Origin of the sequence: Arthrobacter sp. MYb224 (assembly GCF_002975455.1) — a bacterium.
In the GTDB taxonomy this organism is placed as follows: domain Bacteria; phylum Actinomycetota; class Actinomycetes; order Actinomycetales; family Micrococcaceae; genus Glutamicibacter.
On the sequence record NZ_PCPU01000003.1, the window covers coordinates 525,266 to 542,196 of the forward strand.

Here is a 16,931-nt window from a genome sequence, read left to right on the forward strand (position 1 = left end):
CCACGAGTCGCCATTTTCCGTATTCTCTACAAGCAGAGAATAAAAAGTGGTTCGACTCACATCAATCCAAAGGATGCGTTTGTCATGCAAGATACAAAAACTAACTTCTCCCTGCTTTCTGCAGAAGAAATTGCCGCGGCCAAGAAGATCTTGGTGACCGCGGGGATTTACGGACAGAACACCCGCATTGCCTACATGGGACTTGAAGATCCAAACCCGCAGGCCCCTGGGCGCAGGGTCCGCGCCATGCTGATGGACCGGCTGGAGAATGAGCCGAAGGATGTAGTCCTTGACCTCTCCACTGGGAAGATTGAAACGCTCGTGGAGCTGGATCCAGGAGCCACCGGCCAGCTGCCGGTGCTCGTGGAAGAATTCGAAATGGTCGAAGCAATCTTGGCCAAGAGCGAGGAGTGGGCCGCAGCCCTAGCCAAAAGAAATCTGAAGCCCGAGCAGGTTCGGGTCGCGCCATTATCCGCCGGCGTCTTCGAGTACCCGCAGGAATCCGGACGCCGTATCCTGCGCGGCTTGGCCTTCCGCCAGGACTTTGCCGAAGATTCCGCCTGGGCCCACCCGGTGGATGGGCTCGTGGTCTACCTCGACACCATCGCCGGCACCGTGGACCAGCTCCTGGATTTTGGTATCGTTCCGGTGCCGGAAACACATGGAAACTACACGGATCCGGAACTCACCGGTCCGGTCCGCACCACCCAACGACCGATCGAAATCACGCAGCCCGAGGGCGCAAGCTTCACGGTAACCGAGGGAAACCACGTCGAGTGGGAGAAATGGTCGCTGGATATCGGCTTCGATATGCGCGAAGGCCTAGTGCTCTACAACATCGCCTTTGACGACCAGGAGCAGCGCCGCCGCATCCTGGATCGCGCTTCCATCGCCGAAATGGTGGTCCCCTACGGCGACCCTTCTCCGGTGCGCAGCTGGCAGAACTATTTTGATACCGGCGAATACCTGGTGGGCCGATTCGCCAACTCGCTGGAACTGGGTTGTGACTGCCTCGGCGAGATCCACTACATCTCCCCGGTGATCACCGACGCCAACGGCGAGGCCCAAACAATTACCAACGGAATTTGCATGCACGAGGAGGATGCCTCGATTCTCGCAAAGCACTCCGATGATTGGTCGGGGGTCAAGTACACCCGGCGCAACCGTCGCCTGGTGATCAGCTTCTTCACCACCGTGGGCAACTACGACTACGGCTTCTACTGGTACCTCTACCTGGACGGCACCATCGAGTTCGAGGCCAAGGCCACCGGCGTCGTCTTCACCTCCGCCATGCTCGATGAGCGCTTCGCCTCCGAAATGGCACCGGGACTAGGGGCACCATTCCACCAGCACATCTTCGGCGCCCGCCTCGATTTCGCCCTCGACGGCGGCCCCAGCCAGGTCATCGAGGAGGAAGCCGTCCGCCTGCCGATCAGCGCAGAGAACCCGCGCGGCAACGCCTTCAGCCGTTCGCACACCGTGCTGGCCACCGAGCAGCAAGCGGTCCGCGATGCGAACATGGCCGCGGGACGTTCATGGGTAGTGACCAATCCCGAGTCGAAGAATTACCTCGGCAAGCCGGTAGGCTACAAGCTCATGCCGCAGGGGCTGCCGACCTTGCTTGCCGCCGAGGGCTCCTCGGTGCAGAAGCGTGCCGAATTTGCCTCCAAGGCCCTTTGGGTTACCCAGCGCAATGCGGCACAGCGCTACCCCACCGGAGATTTCGTCAACCAGAACCCGGGAGTTGCCGGCATTGGTTCTTGGATAGAGGAAGATAAGAACATTGACGGCGAGGCGGTGAGCCTCTGGCACACCTTTGCGCTGACCCATTTCCCACGCACCGAAGACTGGCCAATCATGCCGGTGGACACCGTTGGATTCAAGATCCGCCCCGAAGGGTTCTTTGACCGTTCACCGGCACTAGACGTCCCGGAACCAGCCAAGCACGGTTGCTGCTCAACCGCATCGGACTCCGCCGGTGGATGCTGCTCCACGAACAGCTAATCCCGTGCCGGCGGCTCTCCGGGTCCTGGTGGCCGCGACTCTCATCATGTCAGCTACCCATCTGGTGCTGCTCATCGCGGCGCCGCATGACCTTGGCTGGTCCTTGGTGCTGCTCCTCATGACCGCATGGTGCATAAAATGCGCGCTGGCGGTGGCGAAAGGCGAGTCACCGCAGGCGCTGATGCTGATGAGCGCGTTGATGGGGCTGTCGCACATCATCATGGTGCTAGGACTCCCCGGAGGCGCCGCCCATCACTCATCAGGCGCCGCGCCTGAACATGTTGCCCACGCCGTGCCAATGCTCGTGGTGGGAGTCGCCGAGCTCCTGCTGATGTTCTTCGCGGCCGTGTTACTCAACCGTTCACGAAGTCGGACGCCAAAACCGCAATACGCGGCAAATTAATCGCTGAGGATCAGATCATGGATCTGGTCCTCAGCCGTTTCATGTCATCATTTCGCTGCACAGAGAATTGAATTTTCCCTTGACCTGCCCGAGAAACCGGGCTTAGATAAGTAATGAATGACGTTCACTGCGAGGCAAGCACTCCGAGAAGAGGGATATCCGTGGCCAGCCAATGGCTATCGAATCATGCCGCGCACCGCATTGCCGCAAAACGCGATCCTGCCCTTCGGCAATCGGCATCCGTCATGCCTGCAATCCCTGGGGACCAGATCCCCGCTGCCATCCTGTGCCCGCTCGTGGTTCCCCTGTCGTAGCCCAACACAGCAAACTTCACACTGATACGACTCGAGGACCAATAATGAGCACGAATTTGCCCCTTACCTTTGACCGGCACGAAGCAAATGCCGCGGCCGGGCACATCAAAGAATCCCTGTCCGGTGCCAAGCACACCTCATACTGGCTTGATAACGAGCACCGCCCCGATGCAACGCACGCTTTAGACGGTTCGATCGAGGCAGACCTGCTCGTTGTCGGCGGTGGATATACCGGTCTCTGGACGGCGCTTCAAGCTAAAGAACGAGACCCCCACCGGGATGTGGTCCTCATCGAAGGGCAACGCATCGGCTGGGCTGCTTCGGGGCGCAATGGCGGTTTCTGCGAAGCCTCACTAGTACACGGTGAGGCCAACGGCGAAAACCACTTGCCTCGGGAAAATGCTCTGCTCGGCAAGCTGGGAACTCAAAACCTCGATGAGTTCCAAGCCACCGTCGAGCGCTATGGCATGGATGTGGAGTTCACTCGTGCTGGCGTACTCGAAGTGGCCACCGAGCCGCATCAGGTCCCTTGGGTTGCCGAAGCGGCCGAGTCCGAAGGCACCGAATATCTCGATGGCCAACAAGTCAAGGAAGTCATCAACTCCCCGGATTTCCTCGCGGGCTCCTTGGATCGAACGTCCACGGCGCTGGTGCACCCAGCAAAACTCGCTTGGGAACTGGCCCGGGTCTGCCGGGAGCTGGGAGTGCGCATCTACGAGCACACCCACGCTGCCGAGCTGAAAGAGGACAATGGGCAAATACTCGTATTGACGGCAGCCGGGCGCATTCGGGCCCAGCGCGTGGCCTTAGCCACCAACGTCTTCCCCTCCTTGCTCAAACGTCACCGGGCAAGGGTCATCCCCGTCTACGATTACGCGTTGATGACCGAACCGCTGACCGAAGAGCAACACCGTTCGCTGGGTTGGAAAGAGCCAGTCGGGCTGGCCGATCTGAACAATAGATTCCACTACGCCAGACCGACCGTAGATGAAAATGGCAACTGCCGGATCCTCTACGGGGGCTACGATGCCATTTACCATTTCGGTGGCAAAGTCCGCTCGAGCTACGACACCAATAACTCCACATTCGAGAAGCTCGCAGCCCATTTTTTCGGAAACTTCCCGCAGCTGAAGGACGTGAAGTTCTCCCACGCCTGGGGCGGGGCAATCGATACCTGCTCACGCTTCTTCTCCTTCTTTGACCTGGCTCACGGCGGCAAGGTGGCCTACTGCGCAGGATTCACCGGACTCGGTGTCGGCGCCACAAGATTCGGTGCGAAGGTCATGTTGGATCTGCTCTCGGGCGAAAAGACCGAGCTCACCGAGCTGGAAATGGTTCGCACCAAGCCGATTCCCTTCCCTCCGGAACCCGCCGCGTATGTCGGGGTTAAGCTCATGACCAGTCAGCTGATCAGCGCCGATCGCAATGAGGGTAAACGGCCGGCCTTCCTCAAGGTCATGGACAAGATCGGCATGGGCTTCGATTCCTAATGGCAGATGAAAACAGACCGCTAGCCACCCTTGTTGACGCTGCCAGCATCCCGCTAGCGGCCGAACCAATTCCGCAGCATCTGGAACTAGACGCGGCCGGCACCCGCACCGCCGTGCACGAGGTCGGTGACCTGGCCGGGACGTCCATCGGGATCTGGGAGATGTCGATCGGCGCAATGCGCGACATCGAAGCGGACGAATACTTCGTGGTGCTTTCCGGGTCCGGAAATATCAAGATTGCGCAGAGCGCGGGTTTCGCCGCGCAAGAAATTGAGCTATTCCCCGGTGCCCTGGTGCGGCTGCACGCCCAGATGCATACCGAATGGCGCGTCACGAAAACTCTGCGCAAGATCTATCTGAGTCTCTAGCCCGCAAAGAATCCACAAATCCAAGGAACGATAGAACATGTCAGGTTTCAATTTTTCACAAGGACACCAATTCATCAACGGCTCCTGGCGCCACGGTACCGGTGAGCTACTTATTCGAATCAATCCGGCGACCGGAGAGCAACTCGAAGAAGTTGATACTGCGAGCGTGGCCGAGGTAGACGAAGCGGTCCAGGCGGCGGCGAAGGCCTTCGAGATCTGGTCGGCCCTCACTCCCGGGGAGCGGTCCGATCATCTGTTGGCGCTGGCCCGCGAGCTGCAATCCCACGCACAGGTACTGGCCGAAGTGGAGACCGCGCAGACCGGCAAGAGCATGCGCATGTCCACCGAGTTTGATGTGCCCGGTTCGATCGACAACGTGAACTTCTTTGCTGGAGCCGCACGCAACCTGCAGGGTCTGGCTTCCGGAGATTACGCGGGTAATACGACCTCGATGATTCGCCGGGAGCCCATCGGCGTGGTTGGCTCTATCTCGCCGTGGAACTACCCCTTGCAGATGGCCGCTTGGAAAGTGCTGCCGGCCATCGCCGCCGGAAACACCATCGTGCTCAAACCCAGCGAGCTAACTCCCGGAACAAGCCTGCTCTTCGCTCAGGCCGCCAAGGATGCGGGTCTGCCCGACGGCGTGATCAACGTTGTGGTTGGCAGCGGCGCAAGCGTCGGTGAGGCATTGGTCAGGCACAAGCAGGTTCGCATGACTTCCTTTACCGGTTCCACCCAAGTCGGCCTGAAGGTCATGACGATGGCGGCCGAGACCGGAAAGCGTGTGCATCTGGAGCTCGGTGGCAAGGCTCCATTTGTGGTCTTCGACGACGCGGACATCGAGGCGGCAGCCCATGGGGCGGTTGCCGGTTCAACGATCAATGCGGGGCAGGACTGCACCGCCGCCACGCGCGCCTATGTGCATTCGTCGGTATTCGAGAAATTCACCCGGCGGGTTGCCCAGCTGATGGACGCCATGGTGGTCGGTGACCCGCAGGATCCGAACACCGATATGGGAGCACTGATCAGCGCGGCCCATCTGCAGAAGGTCTCCTCGATGGTGCAGCGCGCGGTTGGCTCCGGTGCCAGCGTCCTGGCCGGTGGACGCCGGCTCGAAGGCCCGGGGAACTTCTATCGTCCTACGCTGCTTGTTGGGGCCAGCCAAGATTCCGAGATCGTACAGCACGAGGTCTTTGGCCCGGTGCTGGTGGCCTTGCCTTTCGAAACCGATGAGGAAGCGATCGAGCTAGCCAACGATACTCCGTACGGCCTGGCTGCCAGCGCTTGGACTAAGGACCTTAACCGGGCCATGCGTGCCAGTGCGCAGATTCAGGCCGGATGCGTGTGGATCAATGAACACATCATCATCGTCTCCGAGATGCCTCACGGCGGCTACAAGTCCTCCGGCATGGGCAAGGACATGAGCCAGTATTCATTTGATGAATACACCAACGTCAAGCATGTGTTGATCTCGCACGACACGGATACTCACCGCGAATGGCAGAATACCGTGTTTCTGCAGCGCTAGACGGAACCCAGCAACTGGCCCAACTTTTTCGTAGCGTCTCCCGGAGAGGTGGTGGCGAAGAAATACTGGGCCAGTTGCTTTTGTCGCCCAGATACGCCGGCCTTGGCCAGTTCGGCCACACGCTGCGCCAGCCCGTTTGCCGAGCCCAATAGCTGCTCCTGCGGTAGGCGATCACGCAATTGCGAGGGGCGTTTTCCGGTCAGGAACAGCGGAACGTTTAACGCCACCGCGTCGTAGGCCATCGCCGAGGTGTCGCAGATCGCGACGTCTGCCCAAACCAATGACTGTCCCGGGTCGGCCAGCGGATCAAGTTCCGCGGCAAATCGGGTGCGTAGCGCCGCGATTTCGCGTTTGGTCGCTGCAGAATTGTCACCGGTTTTGGGATGTGGACGGAATCGCACCTCGAAGCGGCGGTCGCCCTCGAACTGGGTCAGGATGCTTTCACCCAACCGCACCACCGAGGAATAATCCATCGCCTCCGAGTCGCCCTCCCACGTCGGCGCGTAGAGCACTCGAATTTTTGTCGACGGGCTTTCAGGAGTCAACGCGTCCAGTTGCGGTCGGCCTATCTGCACCAGGTGCTTGATATCGAAACGAGCTATTGACTCGGAAATACGTGCCACGGCGGCCGGGCCGGCAACGCAGGCATAGTCATAGGCCTTGAGCTGGTTTGAAACCATGGAGGCCTTTTCGCTCTCCCCGTGGTTCAGGTGAATATGCGCCGGTCCATTAAAACGGAGCATGGTGAAATTGCGCTGTGAATTATTCACGTAGCAAATGGTCCTGGTTCCCAACTCGGTAAGCTTTCGCTCGATCTGCTCAATGGACCGCGTGAAGTAGACCGGCAATTTGCTGACCTTGAGCACTTCGCGGGCAGTCAATGCATCCATGACCACTACGCCGGCAGATTGCCCCTGCGCCGCCAACCGTTCGAAGGTTTCCAGCCAAACCCCAAGTTGGTAGAACTGTCCGGGACCCTCGGCGAAAAAGAGGACATTCTCCGCCTTATCCAAGTCTTGCTTGGCCTCGGCAATCTGCGTTCGCACCGCACGTTCAGCGAAAATTGACCTTGCACGGCCTGCGACTTGATTGACTTGGGAGGTAATCAGAGACATGCCTCTAGTCTACGTTTTAACTACTCGCCAATCGCGGAAGCCAAGGAGCTAATATTTTTCTCCATCCATTCAAGGTAGCTGGAGTCGTCGGTGATGGTTTCGCGGAAGTCCACTACCGCCACCTTGCCGGATTCGGCGCTCGCACGAAGTGCCGTAGTTTCAGGCCCTTCGGTCTGCACGTTATAAGCCAGCACATCCAGTTCGCCTGCATCCAGTGTGTCGCTCAATGACTTGAGCGTCAGCGGCGCGATCCCTTCGCCGGCTTCGACGGCTTCGCTCAGTCCAGCGGGAGTCTTATTTTCCATTCCTGCATCCTCGAGCAGATGGAATGGCACCGGCTCGGTCATGGCGTAGCTGCGCTTGCCAAGCTTCGCGGATGCGAGCTGCTCCTGCAATCCACCGATCCCCTCCGCGAAGCTTGCAGCGTTGGCTTTGAAGGTCTCGGCGTTTTCTGGGTCGGATTCGCCAAGCTCGGTAGCCAAACTGGCTGCGAGGGCTTCCATTGAATCCAGGTCATACCAAATATGTTCGTTGTATTCCGCGTGATCATGTCCAGCATGGTCATCGGCTGCTTCTTCTGCATGCTCGTGCTCGGCATGCTCCTCGCCCTCATGCTCATGCTCGGCATGCTCCTCGCCCTCATGCTCGGCATGCGCTTCGCCTTCTTCGTGCTCTGCCGCTACCGGAGAGGAGTCCACAGCGTGGATCAGCTGCACCTGTTCGGCTTGCTCGGCAGGCAACGAGGAAACCAGCGAGTCCATGAATTGGTCATAGCCGCCGCCGTTGGCCAAGACGATCGAGGCCTTGGACACGGTGAGCTTGTCCCGGGCGGTTGGCTCGTAAGAGTGCGGATCCTGCGCCGTGGAAGTGATAATTTCGGTGACCTCTACATGCTCGCCGCCGACAGCCCGGGCAATCTGCCCGTACACATTCATCGTTGTGACAACCTCAACCTTGCCACCGGCTGCTGGCTCCTCGGTGCCCTGCGCCTCGGCGGTTGTATTTGCCGAGCATCCTGCCAGCAGTAAGCCGGTCAGTGGGATCGTCACCAATGAGGCCAGCATTCCACGGTTTTTCATCTATTAGTCTCCATTCACCCATCACGCTATTGAGAACTATTCTACATTAGTTTTGAGAACCATTCGCACTTAGCGCTGCTCGCCGTCCGAGCGGCACACTGCTTTTACCGTGCGCACCGCCGGTACCAGTCGCCTTCACGACAACCACGGCGATAGCCGTGGTGACCGGGATCGCGAGGACCAAACCGATGGAGCCTATGAGGATTCGGATGACTTCCTCCGCCATCGAGCCCGAGCTCAGGGTGGTCCCGAAGCTTTGATCGCTCAATGCCGCGATGGCCAAGATCGGCAGTGCCGCACCGGCATAGGCGAAGGCAATCGTATACACGGTCGAGGCGATATGGTCGCGACCGATGCGCATGCCCTTGAAGAACAACTCCCTGGCCGAAGCATGCGGAGCGGTCTCCGCCAACTCCCAGACCGTTGCGGACTGGGTGATGGTGACGTCGTTCAACACACCCATGCCGCCCACCAGCAGGCCACAGATCAGCAGGCCGGGCAGGGATATTTGCGGCACCACGGTGGAGAGCGTCATCGCATGTTCATCATTGGCGCCGGTGAGCGCCGCCGCGTCGGTCAGCCACACCGCCAAACCGGCTGTCACCGCCAAGCCAAAGAGCGTTCCGAGCAGTGCGGTGGACGTTTTCGCGTTGAGCCCATGGGCGAAATACAACGCCACGAACATGATCGCGGTCGAACCCGTCAGCGCAATCAGCACGGGATTCCCGCCCTCCAACAACGCCGGCACCATGAAGATGATCATGAACGCGATGCCGCCAACGAGCCCAATGACCGCGCGAGCACCACGCCAGCCAGCTACCAGTACCACCACCAGGCCATAAGCCACCGCCAGCAGGGCCATCGGCAAGGTGCGCACGAAATCCACAAAGACATAGGGGCTGCCGCTGCCCGAGTCAACGCTTGACAGGTCCAAATATCGAATCTGGTCACCGGAACGCGCTTCGCGGGAATGCAGCGTCTCCGGCGGAATCTCCAGCTGAATTTCGGCGCCGCCACTATCTGGCATCAGGTAGGTGACGTTGCATTCCAGCGTCTTGCCTCCGACATCTTCAAGCCCGATGCTCGAGGGGCAGTCCTCAATCGCCGATCTGGTCACGGTGCCGACCTGCATGCTCGCGCCACCGGTTGTCTCCATTGCGCCATTCAGGGCAAAGCGATCATAGTTGCCCTGCGGCCAGAGCGCGATGACCATGATCAAAGCGAGCGCCCCGACGGGGGCGAGCAGGGCCCACAGAATGATTGAAGCGCGGCGCCTGCGGCTCGGGTCTTGCAAAATCGGCTGATCGTGATGGTGATGCCCCACGTGCGGTGTACTCCTCAAAGGAATTTTCAGAACTCGTCGCGCCCAAGTCTAGTCAGCCAACCTGTACACCCGGTAATGAACACCCCTAAAGGATGATCCAACAAATCCTCCGCAAGGTTCATACCTAAAGAACCTGTTCGGGGCGAAAATTGTATTATGAGCAAGCCAGAGATAAATGGGCCTACACCCAATGCAGCAAGCGCCGATGAACCTCGATACGAGTTCCATCGTCTGATGCGCCGGGATCCGAAATATGCGTGGTGGCGCCCGTTGGCATTGCTGGGAACGGCCACGGGTTTCTACCTGGTGGCAATTGTCATCTTGCTCATAGGCCTCATGATCGTGCTCTTCAGCTCGCTGGGGACGCGGCTTGACGAGCCGACCGATCCGGTGATGATGGCTTTCGACAGCATGAACATGGCCGACCCTGCGGTCTTCCTCTTCACCATGCTCTCGCTGATCGTATTGATCCCGGTAGCGTATTTCGCCTACCTGCTGCTCGGCCCCAAACCACTGGGGCTCTTGATCTCCGTGGCCGGCAGGATTCGCTGGAAATGGCTGGGCCTGTGCACCGGGATCGCGGTCGTGCTCTACGCAATTTATTTTGGGATTAGTTTAGGCATCGAGGCCGCCGGCCTCGTGGCTCCGACGAATGTCCCCGCAGAGAACCTCCCCGCGAATCCGCTCTTCTTCGCCTTGCTCGTGGTGCTGCTGGTGCCGTTCCAGGCAGCGGCGGAGGAAATCGTATTCCGCGGGATGCTCATGCAAACCATTGGCAGCTGGCTTAAACACCCGTTGTTCGCGATATTGCTTCCGGTGCCGCTATTCACCTTTGGCCACTTATACGATATTTACGGGCTGCTTGATGTGGCGTTCTTCGCTATAGCCGCAGGATTCCTCACCTGGCGCACCGGCGGCTTGGAAGCGGCCATCGCAATACACGTGATCAACAATGTGGGCTTGTTCCTGCTGGCCGCCGTCGGAGCGGTCGATATCAACGCCACGCAATCGTCGCTCTCTAGCCTGCTTACTTCGATAGGATTCACCGCGCTGGTGACCTACATCCTGCTTTGGGTGGCCAAGCGGCGGCATATCGAGAGAACGGCCGGGCCGGCACCGCAGCGCCGTGCCCCACAGCTGTTGCAGCCTTGGCCGGCGGCCTATCCTGCGGTTCCGCCGGCACCGGCGTATTGGGCTCCGCCCGCCCCGCAGAGCGGTTCGGCCTACCCTCCGGCGCAGCCACCGCTGGAAGGCTACCCCAATCCCAGCCAGCCGGACGCGAACCCCCACGACCATAACGCACCTAACCCGTAGCTAGGGTGGCGCTAAAAAGCTTCGCCGGTGAGCACGCATCATGCGCTCTCACCGGCGAAGCTTTCTCGGTTTTAGGACTTGGCCCAGCGCAGCAAGGCTGCGATGCCCACGCCATCGGGAAGAATCGAGTCGGGAACGTAACGGATTGTGGCATCCGTCAACGCCGTCGCTCGAAGCAGCACCTCTGGAGCCGGCCACTGCCCCATGACCAGGTCCGAATGATCATCGCCCTCTTCATGGGCCACCCAAGGTTCGGCGGATAGCGCCCGCAGGGTGTGTTCATCTTGATACTGTCCAACGAGCACCACTTCTGCCTGAGCGGATTGAAGCGCTGTCACCACCTCGGCGAGGCCTACGGCCAGTTGCGCGCGACCGTTGCCAGCCTGAGCCGACACCCGCTGCTCAAGCTCCGCTATCGCTTCGGCGTGCGTATCGGAGACTAACTGCGAAATGCGGTCATCAACCTGCTTGGTATCCGCGCCGCCGGTGCGCGTGTGCGCATCCAAGACCTCGACATACGGCTTGAGCGCCACCGGAAGCATCCCAGCGATGGCCTCTCGCGATTTCACGTCACCGGAAAGCACAATGAGCCTGATATAGGTGTCCTTGCACATTTCGGTGATCAGTTCCGCAACTTCCTCGGCGTTGCGTCGCGCCATCTCATCGGCCGCGGACTGATTCTTCGGCTGGTCATACTCGCCTGGCACCTTGCGTGCATGGTGGGTTTCTTCCGGTGAGCCCACGATCCCGCGGCTGCCCACTCGCTCCGGGGACGTGGTGTTGTACAGGTGCACCTCTCCGCCATCGCGCCCGACCTCGGCCACAAGATAGGAAAATGCCCCACCCCGCGCCCTGGCTAGGGCGGTGAAATTCGGAAATGGCCCCGCATCCACGGCGGCGGATTCGACCTTCAATCCGGGAATGAGTTCGTTGAGTACCACCGTCCCGTCATGGACTGCGATGAATCGAGCTACCGGTGCACGAAGCCCCTTCGCCGGTTCCAAAGCCCCGGTCACAGCTTCAATATCATTGGAGCTGGCCTGCTGGCTTTTCAGTAGTTTGGCCACTTCCCCCGGCAATCGGTCAGCTGCTTCGTGCGCCGCGGTGGTTCCCAATGATGCATCCACCAAAGCGGTGCACCACGAACCATTTTCCCGATAAAGCGAAGCGTCGATTCCATTAGAATCCGCGCGTAGTGCCATGCTGACTCCCTTCCGCACGCGACCCCTGGCCGCCGTGCGACTAGCTCCGTGTGACTAACCTAACACCGCGCGTCGATAGCTGGAAGAGCAAAGCGAAAAGATCGCATGGGCAAAGCCCAAATAGCCACCCGACCTAAGTTTTTTACCAGCGTCCACGCCAGTAATGCGAGGGGTGCGACTTACTGGCCCCCAAGACCTGCGCGGCGCGGTTTGGCCACTGCGGGTCGCCCAATGCCGCCCGTCCGATGCATACGCCGTCGGCCTGTCCGGTCACCAATATCTGCTCGGCCTGATGGGCTTCGGTAATTCCGCCCACGGCGGTCACAAAGGCGTCATCTGGCAGTGCCTGCTTAACCGCCTGGGCCAATGGGACTTGGTATCCGGGACCGCTGGGGCCATGGAAGGCACCGATTCCGGCGCTGGAAAGGTCAAAGGCCCGCACTCCTGCCGCGTAGAGCTCCTCGGCCAATTTAATGGTGTCAGCGATGCGCCAGCCGGCTTCGACCCAATCGTCTCCAGAGAAGCGAATGCCCAGGGCCTTGTTCTCGGGCCAGCTGGCCGCGACCGCATGCACGATCTCGCGAAGGTAGCGTGTGCGGTTTTCCCAGCTTCCGCCATACTCATCGGTTCGCTTATTCGACAATGGCGAGAGGAACTGGTGAATCAAGTATCCATGGGCCGCATGGATTTGTATCATGTCAAAACCTGCAGCATCGGCACGCTTCGCCGCCGCGGCCCAGGCTTGGACGGAGTCAGCGATCTGCTCTTGAGTCATTCCGCTCGCTGGTTTCAGACCGTAAATTTCGCTCGGCGTGGAGGTGACGGTGTCCCACCCTCCCTCGGACACGGCGAGGCTTCCGGTCTTCTGCTCTGCTTCGAGCTCCTGGAGCCAGCTATAGGTCGAGGCCTTCGCCCCGGCGTGAGCCAGCTGGATGGCCGTTGCGGCACCGTGCGCGTGCACGTATTCGTTGACGCGTGCCCATGATTGGACCTGCTCCTCGTTCCAGATTCCGGCGTCACGATCCGAGATCCGGCCTTCGGGTACCACCGCCGAAGCTTCGGTGACGATCAGCGAAAAACCGCCATGGGCCATCGAGCCGAGGTGAACTAGCTGCCAGTCCGTGGGCACGCCGTCTGTCTTGTCAACGGCGTACTGGCACATAGGTGGCAGCACGACCCGGTTGCGCAGCATCAGGCCCGCTCCGCTGCGCGTAGGGATGGTGACTGGGGTGAACAATTTACTTAGAGGCATATCTAGTGTGACGCTGTAGCCCCGGATATTATTCCAACAGGCAAGTTGCCATGAGCTGGGGCATGCTAGTTTGCGAGCACGGCAACTGCCACGCTGAAGTACACGATCAGCCCGGCGGCATCCACAAAAGTTGAGATGAATGGATTCGAGAAGACCGCAGGATCGACTTTCAGCCATTTGCCGATAATCGGCATGATGCCGCCGACTCCTGCCGCTATCGTGCACAGTGCCACCAGCGTGATCCCGATAATCAGCGCAATGGATCCGCCGAAGATGAATCCGGCCAGCGCAAATCCGAGGGTTCCCAGGCATAATCCGAGGATGAGCCCCACACAGAGCTCACGCAGCATGACCCGCCCGAGGTCCCCGACGCGAACATCGCCCATCGCAATTGCTCGGGTGACCGTGGTCGCCGCCTGGTTTCCGGTGTTGCCGCCGATGCCGACGATCAGTGGAATGAACAAGCTGAGCACCACCATCGACTCGAGGGTTTCTTCGAAACTCGAAAGCACCTGGACCGTGAGGCTTGCCCCGACGGCAAGCACCAGCAGCCATACAATGCGGCTTTTTACCAGAGAACCCACCGCGGTGCTCAGGTAGGGACGCCGCAGAGGTTCGGCACCGGAACCGCGCGCAGCGCGTTCCTCATCGGCTGCGGCGAGAATCGAGATCGCGTCGGTGGAGCTAAAGACTCCGACAACCCGCTGCTCGGAATCCACCACCGGGATCAGCAGTTCCTTGCTAAGCACCACTTGGCGAGCCGCCTCGGTTGCGGGCTGCTCGGCGTGCAGACCGGCGCCAACGGTGAGCAGCTCCGATACCCGCTGTTCTTCGTCGGCGGCCATCAGTGCGCGCAGTGAAACTACCCCGAGCAAGCGACGCGTTTCATCGGTCACTACCAGCGTGTAGATACTCTCTGCACTATCCAATTGGCCTCGTACCCGTTGCAGGCTTTCGGCAACGCTCAGCTCTGGGCGGGTCGTGACAAAGTAAGGATTCATCAGGTGCCCCACCACCCCAGCGCGATACCCGAGCAGGACGTTGACCGCCTCGCGCTGCTCCGGGGCTAGGCCTCGAAGCAGTTTCGCCGCAAGCTGCGCCGGCAGTTCATCGAGCAGCGCCACGCGATCATCGGTTGCCATCCCGGCAAAGGTTTCGCTGACCGCGTCCTGCTGCAAGCTGCCAATCAGTTCGGCCTGGATGGCAGGATCCAGGCGTTGGAAAACACCAAGGGCTTGATCCTTGGCGAGCAGCCGGTAGACGATTGCCATGTCTTTGGCCGGCAGCCGGTGCAGCTGCTGGAGGGTTTGCTGCAAGCTCAGCCCGCGCAGCAGGAAGGCAAGCTCGTTGAAATCCGGTGAGCCGAGATGCTCCTGGATCAGCATTGAAATAGTAGAGAAGTCTACTTCTTTGGAAATGTGCAAGGTCATCAGCCCAAACGGTGTATTGGCGCATCATTCCAGAGGTGCGGGCGAATCACCGGCAGGCGTTCACCTAGCGAAATCTAGGTGAAAAGTCCATCAGTGATCGTTTGCGGGAATCATGCGTGGAGGAGGGATTTGAAGCGCGGCTCTCCAAAGCTCACTCACCGCTGCACAGGAATTGTCGTGTAGCTCAGCGGCTGAAATGCGGAGGTCGCGAGGACATAGATCGACTAGAACCGTCGTCCATGCAGCTCACCTCCTGGAATCCGTTCGGGTGTACGCCCGAGAACCTTCTCCTTAGTTCTATCATCATCTTGGGCAATAGTTGCCACGTAGGCGACAAGATCACATCCGCCAGATGAAAAAAGCGTGCGGCGGGCAAGAGCCCGCCGCACGCTTATTCGGGGTGCTGAATTAGCATTCAACCACGTTGACGGCCAGGCCGCCCATTGCGGTTTCCTTGTACTTGTCGCTCATATCCTTGCCCGTCTCGCGCATGGTGATGATGACTTCATCCAAGGTGACGTGGTGTTCGCCGTCGCCCATCAACGCCATCTTGGCCGCGTTCACCGCCTTGGAAGCGGCAATCGCGTTGCGTTCAATGCATGGAATCTGCACGAGGCCGCCGATCGGGTCGCAAGTGAGTCCAAGGTTATGTTCCATGGCAATCTCCGCGGCATTTTCAACCTGGGCTGGGGTACCGCCAAGAATTTCGGCTAGCCCACCGGCCGCCATCGACGAAGCCGAACCAACTTCGCCCTGGCAGCCGACCTCGGCACCGGAGATCGAGGCCTGTTCCTTGTACAGCACGCCAACGGCACCGGCGGTGAGCAGGAAGCGAACCACGGCGTCGTTCTTTTCCTCTTCGTTCCAGTACTTGGCCCCTGGTGCGTAGTGGGTTGCGTAGAACAGGACGGCAGGGATGATGCCCGCGGCGCCGTTGGTTGGAGCCGTCACGACGCGACCGCCCGAAGCGTTTTCTTCATTGACGGCCAGCGCCACGAGGTTGATCCATTCCTGCCAGTAGACCGGATCACGATCCTTGTCTTCCTTGCGCAAGCGTTCGTGCCATTCTGGTGCGCGGCGGCGAACCTTCAATCCTCCGGGAAGCACGCCGGTGCGTTCGAGCGATGCGTCCTTGCACTGTTCCATGACCTCGTAGATATGGACGAGGCCGGAGCGGATTTCCTCCCGGGTACGGAAGGTCTCCTCATTGGCCATCATGATCTCGGCGATCGACTTGCCGGTATCCTGCGTATGTTCCATCAAGCGCGCAGCAGTAGTAAAGGGATACGGCTGCTGCTTGACCTTCTTTTCGATATTCTTCTCGATACGTTCTTCGGTGCCTTCGCGGACAATGAAACCGCCGCCGACGGAGAAGAACGTTTCGTTGAGCAGTTCTGCACCTGCTGCATCCAAGGCTATGAACTTCACGCCATTGGTGTGCCGGGGCAGGACGGTCAATGGGTGCTGAATCATGTCACTGACCATGTAATTCAGGTCCTTGCGCACCTCCAGCTGAGACCCGAGACGAAGAATACCGGTGGATTCCATCTGTGCCAGACGCTCATCTACCTGTGCCGGGAGAATGGCTTCAGGTTCGAAGCCCTCCAGCCCGAGCATGATTGCGGTGAAGGTCCCGTGCCCGCGTCCGGTCGCTGCAAGCGAACCGTACACGTCGATGCGCAGGGATTCGAGTGCCTCAATCTTCCCCTCGCGAATTACCTGGGCAATGAATGCGTGCGCCGCACGCATTGGTCCCACGGTGTGGCTGGAGGAAGGTCCGATACCAACCGAGAAAAGATCGAATACGCTAACCGCCATGACGGTTCACATCCTTAGAACTTGGGGCAATAGGTGATGCTCACACCTAATGTGTGTGGTGAGGCAGAGAATAGGATGATCCCCGTCCCCGGTGATGCACGATAGTGGCCTGTTTGGCATTCGCACAAGAGACGAAAGGCCCGGAACGCGATGTTTTTGCTTTCCGGGCCTTCCTTACTTAAAAGCTGCTACTCGGAAACCTTCGCGAGTTCCGGGTAGAGCGGGTGAGCCTGCGCCAGATCCAGCACACGCTGCTTCAACTCCGGCAACACACCAGCATTACCATCAGC

13 protein-coding genes are annotated in these 16,931 nt (G+C 59.7%); 6 read left to right on the forward strand and 7 right to left on the reverse strand.

The features are described 5' to 3' along the window. Positions 1-84: 84 nt before the first annotated feature. From CQ017_RS08470 to CQ017_RS08490, 5 genes are all read left to right on the forward strand, one after another. Entirely contained in the window at positions 85-2,004 is a 1,920-nt protein-coding gene (locus CQ017_RS08470; RefSeq protein WP_105553319.1) for a primary-amine oxidase, read from the forward strand. A gap of 46 nt (positions 2,005-2,050) precedes the next feature. Next, positions 2,051-2,407 (forward strand): hypothetical protein, encoded by a 357-nt coding sequence (locus CQ017_RS08475; protein ID WP_146112456.1) that lies wholly within the window; start codon positions 2,051-2,053, stop codon positions 2,405-2,407. A 358-nt stretch (positions 2,408-2,765) separates the two neighbouring features. After that, a complete protein-coding gene (locus tag CQ017_RS08480) occupies positions 2,766-4,211 on the forward strand; it encodes an FAD-binding oxidoreductase (RefSeq protein WP_105553321.1) in 1,446 nt (481 codons plus the stop codon). After that, positions 4,211-4,579: a cupin domain-containing protein gene (locus tag CQ017_RS08485; protein ID WP_105553322.1), complete on the forward strand. Its 369-nt coding sequence runs from the start codon at positions 4,211-4,213 to the stop codon at positions 4,577-4,579. The genes CQ017_RS08480 and CQ017_RS08485 overlap by 1 nt, the downstream gene beginning before the upstream one ends. A 37-nt stretch (positions 4,580-4,616) precedes the next feature. Beyond that, a complete protein-coding gene (locus tag CQ017_RS08490) occupies positions 4,617-6,107 on the forward strand; it encodes a gamma-aminobutyraldehyde dehydrogenase (RefSeq protein WP_105553323.1) in 1,491 nt (496 codons plus the stop codon). Here the strand turns inward: CQ017_RS08490 and CQ017_RS08495 are convergent. The 3 genes from CQ017_RS08495 to CQ017_RS08505 are packed head-to-tail and all read right to left on the reverse strand — an operon-like array spanning position 6,104 to position 9,625. Beyond that, positions 6,104-7,222 (reverse strand): CDP-glycerol glycerophosphotransferase family protein, encoded by a 1,119-nt coding sequence (locus tag CQ017_RS08495; RefSeq protein WP_105553324.1) that lies wholly within the window; start codon positions 7,220-7,222, stop codon positions 6,104-6,106. The genes CQ017_RS08490 and CQ017_RS08495 overlap by 4 nt on opposite strands. 20 nt (positions 7,223-7,242) lie before the next feature. Next, entirely contained in the window at positions 7,243-8,301 is a 1,059-nt protein-coding gene (locus CQ017_RS08500) for a metal ABC transporter solute-binding protein, Zn/Mn family (protein ID WP_105553325.1), read from the reverse strand. A gap of 46 nt (positions 8,302-8,347) precedes the next feature. After that, the gene (locus tag CQ017_RS08505) at positions 8,348-9,625 is read right to left on the reverse strand and encodes a YibE/F family protein (protein WP_105553326.1); all 1,278 of its coding nucleotides are present in this window, start codon (positions 9,623-9,625) and stop codon (positions 8,348-8,350) included. 156 nt (positions 9,626-9,781) lie between these two features. Between CQ017_RS08505 and CQ017_RS08510 the strand changes: the two genes are divergently transcribed. Next, complete coding sequence (locus CQ017_RS08510) at positions 9,782-10,939, forward strand: CPBP family intramembrane glutamic endopeptidase (protein ID WP_105553327.1); 1,158 nt, start codon at positions 9,782-9,784, stop codon at positions 10,937-10,939. Between the two features lie 71 nt (positions 10,940-11,010). Here the strand turns inward: CQ017_RS08510 and CQ017_RS08515 are convergent, their stop codons facing one another. From CQ017_RS08515 to CQ017_RS08530, 4 genes are all read right to left on the reverse strand, one after another. Further along, a complete protein-coding gene (locus tag CQ017_RS08515; RefSeq protein WP_258133549.1) occupies positions 11,011-12,141 on the reverse strand; it encodes a hypothetical protein in 1,131 nt (376 codons plus the stop codon). Positions 12,142-12,283: 142 nt separating this feature from the next. Continuing rightward, positions 12,284-13,393: a tRNA-dihydrouridine synthase gene (locus tag CQ017_RS08520; protein ID WP_105553328.1), complete on the reverse strand. Its 1,110-nt coding sequence runs from the start codon at positions 13,391-13,393 to the stop codon at positions 12,284-12,286. 65 nt (positions 13,394-13,458) lie between these two features. Next, positions 13,459-14,778 (reverse strand): magnesium transporter, encoded by a 1,320-nt coding sequence (gene mgtE / locus CQ017_RS08525; RefSeq protein WP_258133550.1) that lies wholly within the window; start codon positions 14,776-14,778, stop codon positions 13,459-13,461. Positions 14,779-15,231: 453 nt separating this feature from the next. After that, positions 15,232-16,641, reverse strand: coding sequence for an L-serine ammonia-lyase (locus CQ017_RS08530; protein ID WP_105553330.1), 1,410 nt, complete (start codon positions 16,639-16,641; stop codon positions 15,232-15,234). Positions 16,642-16,931: the final 290 nt, after the last annotated feature.